The sequence below is a fragment of the Pseudanabaena sp. PCC 6802 genome, assembly GCF_000332175.1.
Classification (GTDB): Bacteria; Cyanobacteriota; Cyanobacteriia; order Pseudanabaenales; family Pseudanabaenaceae; genus PCC-6802.
The window spans coordinates 1-15,894 of record NZ_KB235910.1 but is presented as its reverse complement, the minus strand read 5'-3'; the positions used below and the strand labels follow the sequence as shown (position 1 = coordinate 15,894).

The 15,894-nt window shown below is 47.6% G+C and carries 15 protein-coding genes; 9 read left to right on the top strand and 6 right to left on the bottom strand.

Annotation, left to right across the window (positions count from 1 at the left end):
• Window positions 1–65 precede the first annotated feature (65 nt).
• The 3 genes from PSE6802_RS0100075 to PSE6802_RS0100065 all read right to left on the bottom strand — a co-directional run bounded on the left by PSE6802_RS0100075 (window position 66) and on the right by PSE6802_RS0100065 (window position 1,050).
• Entirely contained in the window at window positions 66–377 is a 312-nt protein-coding gene (locus PSE6802_RS0100075) for a hypothetical protein (RefSeq protein ID WP_019498030.1), read from the bottom strand.
• 13 nt (window positions 378–390) lie between these two features.
• Entirely contained in the window at window positions 391–711 is a 321-nt protein-coding gene (locus tag PSE6802_RS0100070) for a hypothetical protein (RefSeq protein WP_019498029.1), read from the bottom strand.
• Between the two features lie 69 nt (window positions 712–780).
• Entirely contained in the window at window positions 781–1,050 is a 270-nt protein-coding gene (locus tag PSE6802_RS0100065) for a DUF4278 domain-containing protein (protein WP_019498028.1), read from the bottom strand.
• A 550-nt stretch (window positions 1,051–1,600) separates the two neighbouring features.
• On the opposite strand from PSE6802_RS0100065, the gene PSE6802_RS30580 reads away from it, so the two are divergent.
• From PSE6802_RS30580 to PSE6802_RS0100030, 7 genes are all read left to right on the top strand, one after another.
• Window positions 1,601–4,420 (top strand): PAS domain-containing protein, encoded by a 2,820-nt coding sequence (locus tag PSE6802_RS30580; protein WP_019498027.1) that lies wholly within the window; start codon window positions 1,601–1,603, stop codon window positions 4,418–4,420.
• A 17-nt stretch (window positions 4,421–4,437) separates the two neighbouring features.
• On the top strand, window positions 4,438–5,076 hold the full coding sequence (locus PSE6802_RS0100055) for a response regulator (RefSeq protein WP_019498026.1): 639 nt from the start codon (window positions 4,438–4,440) through the stop codon (window positions 5,074–5,076).
• A 5-nt stretch (window positions 5,077–5,081) separates the two neighbouring features.
• Entirely contained in the window at window positions 5,082–5,615 is a 534-nt protein-coding gene (locus tag PSE6802_RS27135; RefSeq protein WP_225902641.1) for an SIMPL domain-containing protein, read from the top strand.
• 127 nt (window positions 5,616–5,742) lie between these two features.
• Complete coding sequence (locus PSE6802_RS0100045; RefSeq protein WP_019498024.1) at window positions 5,743–6,372, top strand: Uma2 family endonuclease; 630 nt, start codon at window positions 5,743–5,745, stop codon at window positions 6,370–6,372.
• 395 nt (window positions 6,373–6,767) lie between these two features.
• Window positions 6,768–9,542, top strand: a complete 2,775-nt coding sequence (locus PSE6802_RS0100040; protein ID WP_019498023.1) for a bifunctional acetate--CoA ligase family protein/GNAT family N-acetyltransferase — start codon at window positions 6,768–6,770, stop codon at window positions 9,540–9,542.
• 117 nt (window positions 9,543–9,659) lie between these two features.
• A complete protein-coding gene (gene ypfJ / locus PSE6802_RS0100035; RefSeq protein ID WP_019498022.1) occupies window positions 9,660–10,523 on the top strand; it encodes a KPN_02809 family neutral zinc metallopeptidase in 864 nt (287 codons plus the stop codon).
• Between the two features lie 189 nt (window positions 10,524–10,712).
• Window positions 10,713–11,492: a sensor histidine kinase gene (locus tag PSE6802_RS0100030; protein WP_019498021.1), complete on the top strand. Its 780-nt coding sequence runs from the start codon at window positions 10,713–10,715 to the stop codon at window positions 11,490–11,492.
• 89 nt (window positions 11,493–11,581) lie between these two features.
• Here the strand turns inward: PSE6802_RS0100030 and PSE6802_RS0100025 are convergent, their stop codons facing one another.
• On the bottom strand, window positions 11,582–12,700 hold the full coding sequence (locus PSE6802_RS0100025; RefSeq protein ID WP_019498020.1) for an ABC transporter ATP-binding protein: 1,119 nt from the start codon (window positions 12,698–12,700) through the stop codon (window positions 11,582–11,584).
• 60 nt (window positions 12,701–12,760) lie between these two features.
• Window positions 12,761–13,795: an integron integrase gene (locus PSE6802_RS0100020; protein WP_156815354.1), complete on the bottom strand. Its 1,035-nt coding sequence runs from the start codon at window positions 13,793–13,795 to the stop codon at window positions 12,761–12,763.
• 218 nt (window positions 13,796–14,013) lie between these two features.
• Between PSE6802_RS0100020 and PSE6802_RS0100015 the strand changes: the two genes are divergently transcribed.
• Window positions 14,014–14,721 carry a hypothetical protein gene (locus PSE6802_RS0100015; RefSeq protein ID WP_019498018.1) on the top strand — a complete coding sequence of 236 codons (708 nt, stop codon included), beginning with the start codon at window positions 14,014–14,016 and terminating at the stop codon, window positions 14,719–14,721.
• Window positions 14,722–14,838: 117 nt separating this feature from the next.
• Window positions 14,839–15,396, top strand: coding sequence for a hypothetical protein (locus tag PSE6802_RS0100010; RefSeq protein WP_156815353.1), 558 nt, complete (start codon window positions 14,839–14,841; stop codon window positions 15,394–15,396).
• On the opposite strand, the gene PSE6802_RS0100005 is transcribed toward PSE6802_RS0100010, so the two are convergent.
• A partial coding sequence (locus PSE6802_RS0100005; RefSeq protein WP_019498016.1) for an IS110 family transposase occupies window positions 15,365–15,894 on the bottom strand: 530 nt, incomplete at its 5' end. The two genes, PSE6802_RS0100010 and PSE6802_RS0100005, sit on opposite strands and share 32 nt — an antisense overlap.

Sequence of the window (15,894 nt, the reverse complement as noted above, 5' to 3'; positions counted from 1 at the left end):
TCGTGCCTGAGTTTAACGATCGCATCTTCAGAACAAATCATTTTGCGAATGGAGCATATAGTTCGTTACCAGCGATCGCGACTATAAAGGTTCTCAATCCAGCTCAGCATTTCCAACTCAGAAGCAAAGGAAACTGATTTCCCTGTCACTGGGTCATTAGCGTGCCAATGCATGTGACCCAAGCGATCTTTGTTTTGCCATAACTTTAATTCCGGTTCTTTGGTTAGATATGCGATCGCACTCTGCCATAGATTCCCTATTAGAGTTAGGATTGACTGAACTTTGCTAACAGAGCGATCGCTCTGTTCAGTTGGAATTAATTCTAAGTCGCAGTAATCTTTCCACTGGATGGCTGTTTGGAGATTCAATGTATACATCACTTTTGGCTCCTTAACGATCGAGATCGTTGAGTTGATCTCTAAAGAAACGGTCTCTTAAGAAACATTCGCTTGTCCATGGGTCGTATTCATGCCAATCGCTGCGATCTTTTTCCTGCCGTTCATGTATTTCCGGTTCTTTAGTTAGGGATGCGATCGCGTTCTGCCATAGATTCCCTATTAGAGTTAGGATCGACTGAACTTTGCTAACAGAGCGATCGCTCTGTTCAGTTGGAATTTGGTCTGAGTCGCTGTACTTTTGCCATTTGTCTGCTTTCTGGCGATCTGATTCTGTGAAAGCAGATATTTTAGGCAATTGCGTAAATAAGCTCATAACATTTACACCTCATACTTGAAATATTGGATTAGTAGCAATTCTGATGAAGAGGTATTAGACGATACATTATTCAAACTGCCAACGCCAGTTGATCGCACGGGGCTTTTGATAGGGTTTGGGCGGGGGAAGTCTACGCTCGTAGGTATTCCCTCGGTAGATTAGGGTTACAGTTGACCAATCTGTTTCTTCCGCTTCAGGCACCACCATAGGACGTGGAGTGTAGTCGAATGTGTTGCCTCGATAAATGAGTTTAAATTTGGGTTGTTCCTTAGGAACGGAGTTAGGCTGGATAGGGGCAGAAACTTCGTAAGAGATGCCGCGATAGGTGAGTTTCATGATTAAGACTCCTTGTAGGTTAAATCGTTGATTTGAAAGATAGATAGAAAGTTTGAACCTGATATATTCATCAAACTCTACTGCAAACTGAGTTCAAGCCTGAGAATCACTGACTTGTTCCTCATCCATGGCTACATAGTAGATGACTAACTCACAATTTACATTCAGCGGGAGATACATCTTTTACTCCAACTAAAGCGCAAAATCAACTCTAACTAAAGTTAGAGTTTGGCCGATCTGTAAAAATGTGCAATACGACTCTCAAACCTATACTGGGCTTGTTTATTTACTTGCTTTTACATTCATTTGGTAGATGAACCAACTTTTTCTCACACAAATTCACACTTTTTCTCACTTACAAATTCACACTTTTTATCACTTACAAATTTGGGGAGAAACTATATGCTGAAGAGTTGAATGTACTTATTACGGTTTTAAAGTCAAATATGTTGCCTGTGTATGTCCTCATAATTTGACGAATTCGCGATTATAGCTCACAATTACGATAGCGATCGAATTGGATTCGCGAACAATTATGAGGAAGCTTGCTATGTTACTCAAACGACTTAACCATGCAATCCTCCAAATTTCGAAAACTGTGCCCTTACAAGCCGTTCTAATTCTTCCGTTTGTAGGGCAAACTCTTTTAACCGTTGGTTTAGTCGGTTATTTTTCGTTTAGAAATGGACAGCAAACTGTTAGCGATTTGTCCAGTCAACTGCGGCGCGGCATTACAAATCGGATTGAAGAAAAACTTAGAACCTATACGGAGATTCCGCATACTATCAATCGCTTTAATGCGATCGCTTTTGCCCAGAATAGCATTGATGTAGACAATGCCAAGGGAGAGGATCAATTCTGGCAACAAACCCTGATGTTTCCTTCCACTAGCTTGATTTATTGTGGTAGCGATCGCATCGGAGGGGCTATTGGCACTGGCAGACTGGCAGGAGAAAGCTCATTGCAGCTTTGGATTAGTAACGCTACTACCAATAATATTTCGCATTATTACAGCTTAAATTCCCAGGGCAAGCGCGATCTCCTCTTGCGCAAAGCTACAAAACGGTTCGATGCACGGCTGCGTCCGTGGTACAAGGCAGCAGTGGTTGCGGGTCAGCCAACCTGGAGTCCTATCTATGCCAGTTTCGCCACGGGTTTACCCACAATTACGGCCAGTATGCCAATCTACGATCCGACGAATAAATCGTTGCGAGGAGTTTGTGCGACCGATTTTTTCTTGCCGCAAGAGATGAACCGATTTCTAGAAAGCCTGGAGATTGGCAAGAGCGGCACCGCTTTTATCATCGAGCGATCGGGAATGCTAGTCTCTACTTCGACTGAGAGAGCGACTAGCGGGAGTCATTCTAATCCGGCTCAACGCTTCAACGCAATGTCCAATCAGAATAGAACCGTACAGGCAACGGCAAAATACCTGCGCGATCGCTTTAGTAGTTTCGACCGAATTCAGTCTTCTCAGCTATTAGATTTCAATATGGATGGCAAACAACAGTTTGTCCAGGTACTACCGTTTAAAGATCCACGGGGGTTAGATTGGCTGATTGTAACGGTGATTCCAGAAGCCGATTTCATGGAGCGCATCCAAGCCAACACCTACATCACTATCCTATTGTGTATTGCCGCTTTAATGGTTGGAGCTGCTATTAGTATTCTCACAGCTAGATGGATTACTCGCCCACTGGTCAGCCTCAGTCGCTCTGCCAAAGCACTCGCCAGAGGAGAATGGGAACAGACTGTCGAAATTAAGCGATCGGGCGATTTAGGAGAACTTGCCACATCCTTCAATGAGATGGCCGATCGACTTCAAACTTCCTTTATCGAACTGCAAGCTCTGAACGAAGCTCGATCGCAGAATGAGAGCCGACTCAAGCAATTCCTGGAGGCGGTACCTGTGGGAATTGCGGTGCTGGATGCAGCAGGTCATCCTTATTACACAAACCAGAAGGCGATTCAGTTATTGGGCAAAGGCGCGATCTCATCAGTCCCTACTGAAGCGATCGCGGAGATATATCAAATCTATGTGGCTGGTACCGATCGTCACTATCCCACAGAAGCATTGCCGATCGTGCGAGCGCTCAGAGGCGATCGAACCACAGCCGAAGATTTAGAAATCCGCCACAGCGACCGGATCGTCTCCATAGAAGGTCGGGGAACTCCGATCTTCGATCGAATGGGCAATGTCGCTTATGCGATCGCCGCCTTTCAAGACATTACCCAGCGCAAACAGGCAGAGCAGCTATTGTTCGACTACAATCGGACTTTAGAACATCAAGTAGCGCACCGCACAGCAGCACTACAAGCATCTGAAGAGGCTCTGCGCCATCGAGAACAGGAACTGCGACTGATCACCGATGCGCTACCTGTTTGTATCTGTTATGTCGATGCAAATCGGCGCTTTCGGTTTGTCAACCAAACCTATGAGGTCTGGTTTGGTTGTCCTCGCGATCGAATTCTGGGCAAGCATATCCGCGACCTCCTGGGTGAAGTGGCTTATCAAATTTCTGAGCCGTTTATCGATCGAGCATTGGCAGGGCAGATTACAACATTTGAAGCGAGAATTCCCAATCCATTGGGCGAAAAGTATATCAGCGCTACTTTAATCCCTGACTTCGGTCATAGTAATCGAGTGAAAGGATACTATGGTCTGATCGCAGACATTAGCGAACAGCGAGAGGCTGAACTACGCGAACGCAAACGCGCTGAAGAAGCCTCAACTTTAGAAGAGCGCAACCGCATTGCCCGCGAGATTCACGATACGCTCGCACAAGTGTTCACAGGGGTAATTCTTCAGTTGGAAACGGCAAAAGTTGTAGTAGCAAACAACTCGAAGGTTCGAGCTATGATCGACGCAACCTACGATTTAGCACGAGAAGGGTTAGCAGAAGCGCGGCGATCGGTCTGGGCACTCCGTCCACCTCTATTAGATCGAGAAGGTTTGAGCCATACTTTACAACGCCTGGTCAATGGGCTGACAACGGGTACTAACCTCCAAGTTCAGTGCCAGATTCAAGCCCCTCCTTATCGCCTCCCTGACGATGTCGAAACGAATCTGTTGCGAATTGTGCAGGAAGCGACTGTTAACGCGATCAAACATGCCAATGCCAGTTCAATTTCTGTGGAATTGACCTTTGATGCCCAAGTCATTCGATTGAAAGTAAAGGATGATGGTGATGGATTTACTCCCGATCGCCATAATGGTTTGGGTTTTGGTCTAGTGGGAATGCGGGAGCGCGTTCAGAATCTAGGCGGGCAGTCGATCGTCAATAGCCAAGTGGGGCAAGGAACAGAAGTGGTGGCGATCGTGCCATTAACAGCACCCTTGCCAACGACGCGCAAGATAAAAGTTCTATAGAAAGAGGACAGTGCATTATGAGCCAGAAACCTCCCATCCGCATCTTAATTGCCGACGATCATCCGGTGGTACGCTCAGGTATTGCCACAATGCTCGAAATTGACCCAGAGGCAAACCTTCACGTTGTCGGTCAAGCCAGGAATGGCCGCGAAATGGTGGAATTATTTGCGCAACTCCAACCTGATATCGGATTAGTCGATTTGCGGATGCCAGAAATGAGCGGAGCAGAAGCGATCGCGCAGATTCGCTCGCAGTTCCCCGAAGCTCGCCTGATTATCCTCACAACCTATGATGGCGACGAGGATATTTACCGAGGCTTGCAGGCAGGGGCAAAAGCCTATCTCCTCAAAGATACTCCCCTTGAGGAGCTATTACAGTGCATTCGGACAGTCCATGCTGGGCGATCGTTCATCCCACCCGATATCGGCATGAGATTAGCAGAACGGATGAGTAGCCCTGTATTGAGTAAGCGAGAACGCGAAGTTCTGGAATTGATCCCAGTAGGGATGAGCAATATGGAGATTGGCGCAACGCTGCAAATTACAGAAGGAACGGTCAAATCTCACATTAACAATATTCTCGGTAAGCTGAATGTTAGCGATCGCACTCAAGCCGTGATTGTGGCGCTGAAGCGCGGGCTGATTAGCTTACCTTAACGGCTATCAAAACTCATGATAAAAGCGGTCAAAGTTCGTCTCAACCCAGCCAATCGCAAACTTATCGACTCATGGAAAATACCGATCGACGCATCCAAGTTTTGCAAGGACTAAAACAATTCGAAAATAATCGCCAGCGCCAGGTAGGTTTTACGGGACAAGCCAGCGTTAGTTTCGTCACCTCCCTCGACGAAGCGGGCACCACCCTGGATGCAGCCGTTAACTCTGGTGCCAATCGCGTCGATCAAATTAGCTTTATTGCACCCGAAGATGCAATTCGTGCAACCCGTAATGCCTCGTTGCAAGATGCGGTCAAAGACGCGCAAGCTGATGCCGTGCTCGGCGCGCTCAATCTCAAAGAGCAGTCCGTCCGCACCATCCAGGTAAATAATGCTTCGCCAATTCAACCAGTATTTACTAATCGCGCTGCGCTGCAAGCCGCCGATGCTGCTCCATCAAAGCCTGTAATTGGTGGCGAACAAAGAGTTCAAACCTCTGTTACTGTAGAGTTTAGTTATAGCCATAGACAGATCTGTTAGGACATGGGGGTGTGGGGGCTGCGCCCCCATGCAGGGGTGGAACCCCTGCACCCCGTCCTAAGCCTGTTGGCTATAGCTATATTAGTAGGTTTTAGCTACCAGCTTTATAGTTGTTTTACATTCGCCTATGAGAGTCACTTTAGATATTCCTCAGGCAGATCTAGAGAGGTTGGTTAGTCCAGCGATCGCGGAATCGCGTATTCTGCTGCACGAAATTAGTTGGCAAGCCTACGAGCAGTTGGTCGAAATATTTCGCGATCGCCCTCATCTCCGACTTACCTACCTGGAGGGAAACCTGGAGATTATGACTACTTCTTTAGAGCATGAAGCCCTCAAGAAGATCCTGGCGCGGCTTCTGGAAATTTACGCCCTGGAGGTAGATATTCCTCTATACAGTTATGGCTCGGCTACATTTAAGCAGGCGGCTCAGATGCGAGGTCTAGAGCCGGATGAAAGCTATTGCATTGGCAATCGTAAAGAATTCCCCGATCTAGCGATCGAGATTGTGGTTACGAGCGGCAATATCGATCTGCTAGAAATTTATAAGGGTTTGCAGGTGCTTGAAGTCTGGTTTTGGCAAGACGGACAACTAGCTCTGTACCGTCTACGCGAAGATCGAACTGGTTACGACACCATCACCCGCAGCGAGTTATTCCCCAATCTGGATATCAACCTTTTGCCAACCTACATCAGACCAGAAGAAGAACCAGAAGCAGTCAAGGCTTGGCGCGATGTCATCCGCAACTCTCAGGTTTAGGGTTGGTCGGCCTAACTCATGATGTATTGGGTGTTGAAGGTGGTTAAAACTTCAATGCTCCAGCAAATTTAGTGCCGAGAGCGGGTGTATAAACCGTTGCAAACTGATTGAGTATAATTGCTACGATTGTGTTTGTTTCGTCATACAATCCTCAACCTTCGTCTCTCACTACAGACTATATTAATTTATAGTTGAAGTTTCAGATAAGGTGTAGGGGGTGCGTCCCCCAAAAGGGGTGTTACCCCTTTAGTCTGTAGGATCTATCGCGATCGCTTGCGAATTGGCATTATATAGTAGCATCAGATGCTATTCCAGGAGAATTGCAGTTAGCAGGGCTTCAAGTTTTCAGTCGATTTAGAGATCTAACATATACAGACACAAATACACGGACTTCTATGCTGACTCCTATCTCACTCACGACCGATCCGGTTTACGATATTCTGCGTTCCGAGCGCCAACCACTCAGCTCGATCTTTGCGCCCAAAACCGTGGCTGTAATCGGTGCTAGCGATCGCCCTGGCAGCGTCGGTCGCACCCTTTTATGGAATCTCATTAGCAGTCCCTTTGGCGGCACTGTTTTCCCAGTTAACCCCAAACACAGTAGCGTGATGGGGATCAAAGCCTATCCCAAGATTGCTGCCATACCCGATCCTATCGATCTAGTAGCGATCGCTACGCCCGCTGCCACAGTACCCGACATTATTCAAGAGTGCGTCGATGCTGGGGTTAAGAGCGCGATTATCGTATCGGCTGGCTTTAAAGAGATCGGGCCAGTGGGCATCGAACTAGAGCATCAAATCCTGGAGCGAGCCCGCAAGGGCAGGCTGCGAATTGTTGGGCCCAATTGTTTGGGACTCATGAATCCCCATACTGGTTTAAACGTCACTTTTGCCCCGCGCATGGCGCGACCGGGGAATGTGGGATTTATCAGTCAAAGTGGCGCGCTCTGTACGTCCATTCTTGATTGGAGTTTCCGCGAAAATGTGGGATTTAGTGCTTTTGTTTCAATTGGCTCCATGCTTGATGTGGGGTGGGGCGATCTGATCTATTATCTCGGCGACGATCCGCACACTAAAAGTATTGCGATCTACATGGAATCGATTGGGGATGCCAGATCGTTCCTTTCCGCCGCCCGAGAAGTGGCGTTGACCAAGCCAATTATCGTAATTAAAGCCGGACGTACTGAAGCGGCAGCAAAAGCATCTGCTTCTCATACAGGAGCGCTCACTGGTAGCGACAAAGTACTGGATGCTGCCTTTCACCGTTGCGGAGTACTTAGAGTCACCCGCGTCTCCGAACTGTTCAATATGACGGAAGTATTGGCAAAACAACCGCGTCCTAGAGGCCCCCGCCTCACAATTATTACCAATGCTGGCGGGCCGGGAGTTTTGGCAACCGATATGCTGATCTCTACCGGCGGTGAATTGGCAGAAATCTCGGAAGATACGATCGCCAATCTCAATCGAGTACTACCCACCTATTGGAGCCATAGCAATCCCATCGATATTCTAGGAGATGCAGAGCCGGAGCGCTTTACCAAAACTTTGGAAACGATCGTCAAAGATGAGGGCAGCGATGGCACGCTTGTTATTCTCACGCCCCAGTCCATGACCGATCCCACCCAGACGGCGGAGCATTTAAAATCCTACGTCCGCGATCGCTCTACAGACTTCCAGGGCAAGCCGATTTTAGCAAGCTGGATGGGTGGGGCTGAGGTGATGGCAGGTGAAGCTATTCTCAATAGCGCTGGCATTCCCACATATGCCTACCCTGATTCGGCAACGCGGGTGTTTAATTATATGTGGCAATACAGCTATAACCTGCGTGGTATCTACGAAACGCCGATCCTGATAGACGATCGCGATGGATTGCCAGATCGTCAGTTAGCGCAGCAATTAATTGATCGGGCGCATCGGGAAGGACGCACTTTACTGACGGAACTTGAATCCAAGCAAATTCTGGAAGCCTACGGTATTCCCACCGTGAAAACTTACATCGCAGTTAGCGAAGCTGAGGCAATCGATCGTGCCAATGCGATCGGCTATCCAGTGGCGCTCAAACTTTACTCCCACACCATTACCCATAAAACCGATGTGGGAGGCGTGCGGTTAAATCTCATGGATGCCGATGCTGTCAGTTGGGCTTACCGAGCTATTAAATCTGCGGTCAGTCAGAAGGTTGGCCTGGAGCACTTTGCTGGAGTTACCGTACAACCCACAATCGACCTCGATGGCGGCTATGAATTGATTATTGGCAGCAGTCTCGATCCTCAGTTTGGCCCAGTTCTTTTATTTGGAACGGGCGGTCAATTAGTAGAGATTTTCAAAGACCGCGCGATCGCTCTGCCTCCTCTCAATACAACCCTGGCAAGACGGATGCTGGAACAAACTCTCATCTACAGCGCGCTTAAAGGCGTGCGAGGTCGCCCGCCCGTCGATCTCGCAGCCCTAGAGCAACTATTGGTACGCTTCAGCCAGCTTGTTGTAGAGCAGCCCTGGATTAAGGAAATAGATATCAATCCTTTGCTGGCATCAACGGTAAAGAAAGAGAATCGCGAGTCGCTGCTCGCCTTAGATGCCCGCGTCGTCATCCACGAGCCACATCTAAACTTAGAGGACTTGCCCAGATCGGCGATTCGACCTTATCCCACCCAATACGTTATGGCATGGAAATTGCATAACGGTACGAAAGTGACTATTCGACCGATTCAGCCAGAAGACGAACCGCTTGCCGTGCGGTTCCATAAAACCCTATCCGAGCAAAGCGTCTATCTTCGCTATTTCCACTTGATGAAGCTGAGCCAGCGGATTGCCCACGAACGGCTGATGCGCCTCTGCTTTATCGACTACGATCGCGAGATGGCCCTGGTAGCGGATTACAAGAACCCAGAAACGGAGATGCATGAAATTCTGGCGGTAGGCCGTTTGAGCAAACTACATGGCGTGAATGAAGCGGAATTCTCACTGATGGTCAGCGATGCCTTTCAAAGGCAAGGATTAGGTACCGAGGTGCTGCGCCAATTGATCCAGGTCGGGCGAGACGAACGCCTGGAGCGCATCACTGCGGATATTTTGCCTGAGAACGAGGCGATGCAGCGAGTGGCCGAAAAAGTCGGGTTCCGCTTGCAACGGGATTCCGGTCTCGTTAAAGCCGAGATCGTCCTTAATTAGCCTATTTAATCGATCGCCATTTATTGACACTTTAAGGAAAAGCGATCGCACAGGCTCCAGCCTGCTGGTCGATGCTATTCTCTATAAAAGTGGCATTAAGCAGGACAGGTGGTCATTATGAAGTGGGATGAAATGCGCCAGAGCGACAATGTGGAGGATGAGCGCGGTTCGTCCGGCCAGGCACCTCGGCAGGCGATCGGGAAAGTCGGTCTTGGCACTATTGCGATCGCCGTGCTTGCCGGGCTAATTTTCAGAGTTAACCCGCTTGAGATCCTGGGTCTGGTTTCCGGCAATTCCACTGCCCCCGTCCAGCAGACGCAAACCAAACCCATCAACGATCGCGACTCGGCTTTTGTCAGATCGATACTGGGCGATACCGAAGATACCTGGAATCGGATCTTTCAACAGCAACTCAAAGCTCGCTACCAACCACCCAAGCTAGTCCTGTTTCGTAACGCTGTTAACTCTGCCTGTGGCTCGGCTCAAACGGAATCTGGGCCATTTTATTGCCCGGCTGACCAGAAAGTATATCTAGACATGGCTTTCTTTGAACACCTGCAAGCAACAGCTACGGGTAACGATGCCGATTTTGCCAAAGCCTACGCGATCGCCCATGAAGTAGGGCATCACATCCAAACCATATTGGGTACGTCAGGCCAGGTCAGGCAATTGCAATCAACCTCCAGCAAAGCAAAAGCCAACGAGCTATCCGTGCGAGTCGAACTGCAAGCCGACTGCTATGCCGGGGTTTGGGGACACTTTACAGCGCAGCGCGGGTTAATTGGCGATCGCGATATTGCTAAAGCTCTAGACACGGCAACTCAGATTGGCGACGACTATTTGCAAAAGCAGGCGCAGGGTCATGTGGTGCCCGAATCCTTTACCCACGGTACCTCGCAACAGCGAGTAACCTGGTTCAGGCGCGGACTTGAGTCCGGCGACATCAAACAATGCGATACTTTTTCAGTCAATCGGCTGTAGTACTTATAGCTATAGCCGACAGGCTTAGGATGGGGTGCAGGGGTTGCACCCCTGCGTGGGGGCGCAGCCCCCACCCCCCCTGTAATAATCGATCTGTTACGGCTATAGCTACAACCTGGCTAAAGCAACGATCGGCGATCGCTCCGCTATTCGACCCAGTTACTAAATGACAGTCTAAGGACAGCAATTGTGGATGTCCCAGAGCAAAATCAGGAATCAAAGCAAGCCACAGATGAGCAGAAGTATCTGGATAAGGTGCGGTTAGCTTTAGAACCTGAAAAGGAACTGAGTCAAATCGAAAACCGTTTTTTCTCAATGGCATCTCATGTATTTCGTACTCCCCTCAGCACCATTCTAGCTGCCGCACAAGTTTTAGAGAGTAACGATCGAGAGTGGGATGACATCACCAAGCGATCGCGCAACCTGCATCGCATTCAAAGCGCTGCCAAGCACATGGTTCAACTCCTCGATGATATCTTAACAATCAACCGGGCTGAAACTGGCAGTTTGGAATTTACACCCCAACAAATCGATTTGGAATCTTTTTGCCATCATTTGATGGAAGAGATGCGAGCAAGTGCTAGCGATCGCGCGATCGTCCTCGACTGTCACACCGAAATAGCATCTGTTTGCTTAGATAAAGAATTGTTGCGTTCAATTATGTCTAATTTAATTTCCAATGCAATTAAATACTCGCATCGAGGAAGCACGATCCATATTCGCCTGAACTTGAGAGCAAACAATCTATACCTGGAAATTAAGGATAATGGAATCGGTATTCCACCTGAAGATCTCGAGCGATTATATCAGCCATTCCATCGCGGTAAGAACGTTGGTAAAATCCCTGGTGCAGGTCTAGGACTGCTCGTAGTTAAAAAATGCGTAGACTTGCATGGAGGTAACATTAATATTACTAGTAAGGGTGGCGAGGGTACGAGCTGTTATGTGACATTGCCTTTATCGCCATAGATTTTGTAGCTGCCAATCCGAACCTCATACTCCCTCATCCCCCAACCCCTTCTCCCAAGGCAGGAGAAGGGGAGTCAACAGACCTCACGTTAATAAGCGTGAAGCAAAGCATCTCCCGACTCGCGATCGAATAGGTATAGCTTGCTGACATCTAAACGCCAGCCAGATTTTTCCGCGATCGCATAGGTAAGATCGGCAGACACCTTAGCATTTACCGAAAGATCGTCGATCTCAATCGCCAAATTAGTCTCCGAGCCAAGCGCTTCGACTAATTGCACGAATCCGCAGAGATGAGCGTTCTGGAGATCGGCAGGTTGGAGGTGTTCGGGACGAATACCGAGGATGAGGGGACGATCGGGGGCGATCGCTTTTCTTTGTAGTTCGTTTAGTTCTATTCCCTGGGCGAAATAATCGCTGTGGAGATAACCCTCTGCATCAACATGCACGGGCAGAAAGTTCATGGTGGGAGAACCCAAAAAGCCAGCGACAAACTGGTTGGCGGGCTTGCGATAGAGGTTCAGGGGGGTGTCTACCTGCTGGATCTTGCCATCCTTGAGTACGGCAATGCGGTTGCCCATAGTCATGGCTTCCGTTTGGTCGTGGGTCACGTAAATCGTAGTGGTTTGCAGTTGTTTTTGCAACTGTACGATCTGACCTCTGGTTTCGTAGCGCAGTTGGGCATCGAGGTTAGAGAGCGGTTCGTCCATCAAGAAAACCTGCGGATCGCGGGCGATCGCTCTACCGAGGGCAACTCTTTGCTTTTGTCCGCCCGATAGCTCCTTGGGTTTGCGGTTGAGTAATGCGGTAATTTGTAGCGACTCCGCCACCTGGCGCACGCGGCGATCGATTGCGGCTTTTTTCTGCGGGCTGAAGGGTGCGATCGTATTGCCCTTGTTTAGTTGGCGGCGTAGGCCAAATGCAATATTGTCGTACACGTTCATGTGCGGGTACAGGGCATAGCTTTGAAACACCATGGCAATATCCCTGGCTTTGGGGGGCAGACCGTCGATCGCGCGATCGCCCAGATAAATCGACCCATCGGTAACCGTTTCTAGTCCGGCAATCAGGCGCAGGAGCGTACTTTTGCCGCAGCCTGACGGCCCTACCAGCACCATAAACTCGCGATCTGCGATCGTCAGATCTATATCCTTAAGAACCACATGTTGCCCAAATGCTTTGGACACACCACACAAGCGCACCGTCGCCATGAAAACCTTTTACATATTAATCAGCCTTAAATTTAGCACGTTGCCTGGAGTAGGCTGAGCCTATGCATCTAGCGGGCTGCGTACGCCTCGCCCCCCACGATTGAGGACGTGCGTGTAGATCATCGTCGTTTTGACATCTTTGTGTCCCAATAATTCCTGCACGGTACGGATGTCGTAGCCATTTTGCAGCAAATGCGTGGCAAAGCTATGGCGAAACGTATGGCAACTCACCCGTTTTGTTAAATTGGTACTCCTGACTGCTGCCTTTAATGCCCGTTGGATGTTGCTTTCATGTAAATGATAACGGCGAACCGCCTTTGAACGTGGGTCTTTCACAAGGTTATTACTCGGAAAAACATATTGCCAAATCCATTCCCTTGCCGCATTCGGATACTTACGCTCTAAGGCAAACGGCAGATGTACTTCTCCACGTCCCCTTTCCAGGTCTTGGCGATGAATTAACTTCACGGAATGCAAATGATCTTGCAAAGATTCAACAAGGGAATCTGGCAGCATCGTTATGCGGCTTTCCATGCCTTTGCAATCCCTTATTTGCAATTGTTTTTGGGCGAAATCTATATCCTTGACTCGTAGTCCCAAGGCTTCATTGACACGTAAACCACTACCATAGAGTAACTTTGCTACCAGTTGGCAAACTCCGTCCATGTTCTGCAATACCTCACGCACTTCTTCAATGGTAAGAACCGTTGGTAATCTGCGAGGACGCTTAGCACGCACAGCATCAAGATTGAGATCGAGTTCCTGTTGCAAAACTTCGCGGTAGAGAAAAAGAATGGCACTTAGAGCCTGGTTTTGAGTGGAAGCCGCAACATTTTCGACAACAGCCAGGTGCGTCAAAAAAGCATTGATTTCATTGCCACCCATCTCGCTGGGATGCCGCTTATTATGGAACAAAATATAGCGCCGTATCCACTGCACGTAACTCTTTTCAGTTTGATAGGAATAGTGCTTGACCCTAATTGCATCCCGCACGCGATCGAGGAGTTTTTTGGGTGGAGGCTCAGATCGCAAGCCAGTATTTGCAGTTACGGTTAATTTATTTTTCAGGATAGGTTTTGGTACGTTATTTTGCATTTTGTTAAATAAAACCCTAGATCGGGACATTACCCAACAAAAGCATGGATAATAACACCAGTGGTTGATTTATTCTGCAGATAGTAGGATAACAACCCATAAGGGTTGTTTATCCAGCATTTTGCATAGTAATAAATAGTTAGCCGCTACTCAGAAAATTAAAAACAACCATCGTAAATAATAAGCCCATGTCACGAGTGAATACGTTGAAATAACATATGGAAGTAGCCATTGTTGTTGCAATTATTGCGGCAGTAGTTTCTTTGATAACACTAATTGGAAACATATACATTTCAAGGCAAACTTTGAAATCTTCTGACAGAAGACTAGGTTTAGAGATTGATGCTAGCTTAACTAAGTCCGAATATGAAGTATTTAAGGAATTTGAAAAACAAACTGAATTATTTAAAATACGATGTATGAGCTATGAATGGTGGATAGAAAGAGTTCTAGACCGATGGATAGATTCTCCCAAGGAATCGGTAAAATTAATTAATGAAAATCATGTGGAATTCATGAAACAGTTAAGACCTTGGGAGGAAGCGTGGAGTTCCGTAAGACCGCATGTACCAAGAAATATTTTAGACTACGTTGTTAATTTGCACTCTCTTTGTTTTAAAAGAGTAGAAATGATTTCCGTGAGACCTGCAATTACGCTGCTAGAAAATTACGATACATTGTTAGTTAATCATGAAAAATACAATAGTCAACTTGAACTTGACAGAACAAAAGAAAGTAATAATTTTGAGCAGGAACTTGACAGGACATGGATTAAAAACCCAGACAATGACGAATTGATTGAGAAAATAAGGTTTGCAAAAATTACTAGGGTTGCCTTGAGAGATCTAGTTCAAAAGTTAGATCTACTTATAGAAATTTCGAGAACTATGCGTGAGGTAATTTCTGAGAAAAAACTTAGTAGCTAACAAGCGGCTTCACACGGAACGTTGTTACTCAATCGTTTGTGATGCAAGTGTATTGGCGTCCGGTGAGCCGCAGGCCGTTATACGCCATAAAATTTCCACGAAATCATGCGGATCAAAATGAAGCTATGGCCATTTTTTAAGAAGCGAGGGCCAGTCCTTTGGCGATATATCCAGTCGACACTTAAATTCCTTCTTGTTGCAGCGATCATCGCTGGAGCTTGGTATGCATTTCTGAAGATAGTTGCTCCACCACCTATTGCGACAACACCAGCCCTTATAATGGTTTGGGCATCGGTTGTAGTTCTTCTTTTTTCACTTTTCCCTCGGATTCTGGATAGGGTTAAGAAAATCAAGTTGAAAGACTTTGAGCTTGAGCTTCAAGAAACTGTCGCTAAGGTTATCTCGAAAGACTTCATCACTCTTTCTGAGCTTGACAATCACATCTTTTCTACAAAAGGTAATTTTCGTAATCTTGGTGAGATTTTGGAGCAGACGGTCAGGTTTCCAGAAAAAACAGTGCTACTCGTGGCTAATCTCGGAAACAGTAATAACATCTCAATCTCGATGTTATTTATCTACTTGTTCACTGTAGACGATTTCCATTTTATTAAAAAGCCAGCCTTTCGACTGGCGTACAGATCTGTTAATCCCGTTGGGTTAGTAGGAGTTCTTTAAATAATAACTTGACTGCTTTAGCGGCAACGGTGATTCTGGCTAGTTTGATCGGCCTGCCCATCGCTTTATATTCATCCAGGTCTTTACCGAGTTCGTTGAGTATGGGGTTGGTTCCCCTTGACTTATGAGGCTCGACCCGAGTAAAAATCCACTGCCATAAACTACGACGGCACAGATCTGAACCTCCGACCACTGAACGATTCTGCTTGTCACCCGATGAATTTTCGGTGGGTGCCACGCCCAATGCTTTCATGAATCGTCGGAGGCTTAAGTAGCGTTTAGTAGGCTTGCCAGATTTGCGTCCCTTGCGTATTTTCACGATCGCTCTACCGTTGTCGAGGTAGTTTTCAAACGGGTAAATCTGACTCAGTACGATCGCCTGGACGCGATCGCCGAATCCGAACTGTTTGAAAACGCTGCGATAGGGGAGGAATTGGGCATCGTCGAGGTAACCGCGCAGCTCGTCCTCGATCGCTTTTTCTTCGAGGTGAATCAGGC

Excerpts from the sequence above, each read along its gene's own strand:
- PSE6802_RS0100055 (WP_019498026.1), top strand. The coding sequence starts at position 4,438 with ATGAGCCAGAAACCTCCCATCCGCATCTTAATTGCCGACGATCATCCG.
- PSE6802_RS0100040 (WP_019498023.1), top strand. The coding sequence starts at position 6,768 with ATGCTGACTCCTATCTCACTCACGACCGATCCGGTTTACGATATTCTG.
- PSE6802_RS30580 (WP_019498027.1), top strand. The coding sequence starts at position 1,601 with ATGTTACTCAAACGACTTAACCATGCAATCCTCCAAATTTCGAAAACT.
- PSE6802_RS0100020 (WP_156815354.1), bottom strand. The coding sequence starts at position 13,795 with ATGCAAAATAACGTACCAAAACCTATCCTGAAAAATAAATTAACCGTA.
- PSE6802_RS0100015 (WP_019498018.1), top strand. The coding sequence starts at position 14,014 with ATGGAAGTAGCCATTGTTGTTGCAATTATTGCGGCAGTAGTTTCTTTG.
- PSE6802_RS0100075 (WP_019498030.1), bottom strand. The coding sequence starts at position 377 with ATGTATACATTGAATCTCCAAACAGCCATCCAGTGGAAAGATTACTGC.
- PSE6802_RS0100070 (WP_019498029.1), bottom strand. The coding sequence starts at position 711 with ATGAGCTTATTTACGCAATTGCCTAAAATATCTGCTTTCACAGAATCA.
- PSE6802_RS0100025 (WP_019498020.1), bottom strand. The coding sequence starts at position 12,700 with ATGGCGACGGTGCGCTTGTGTGGTGTGTCCAAAGCATTTGGGCAACAT.
- PSE6802_RS0100065 (WP_019498028.1), bottom strand. The coding sequence starts at position 1,050 with ATGAAACTCACCTATCGCGGCATCTCTTACGAAGTTTCTGCCCCTATC.
- PSE6802_RS0100045 (WP_019498024.1), top strand. The coding sequence starts at position 5,743 with ATGAGAGTCACTTTAGATATTCCTCAGGCAGATCTAGAGAGGTTGGTT.
- ypfJ (WP_019498022.1), top strand. The coding sequence starts at position 9,660 with ATGAAGTGGGATGAAATGCGCCAGAGCGACAATGTGGAGGATGAGCGC.
- PSE6802_RS0100010 (WP_156815353.1), top strand. The coding sequence starts at position 14,839 with ATGAAGCTATGGCCATTTTTTAAGAAGCGAGGGCCAGTCCTTTGGCGA.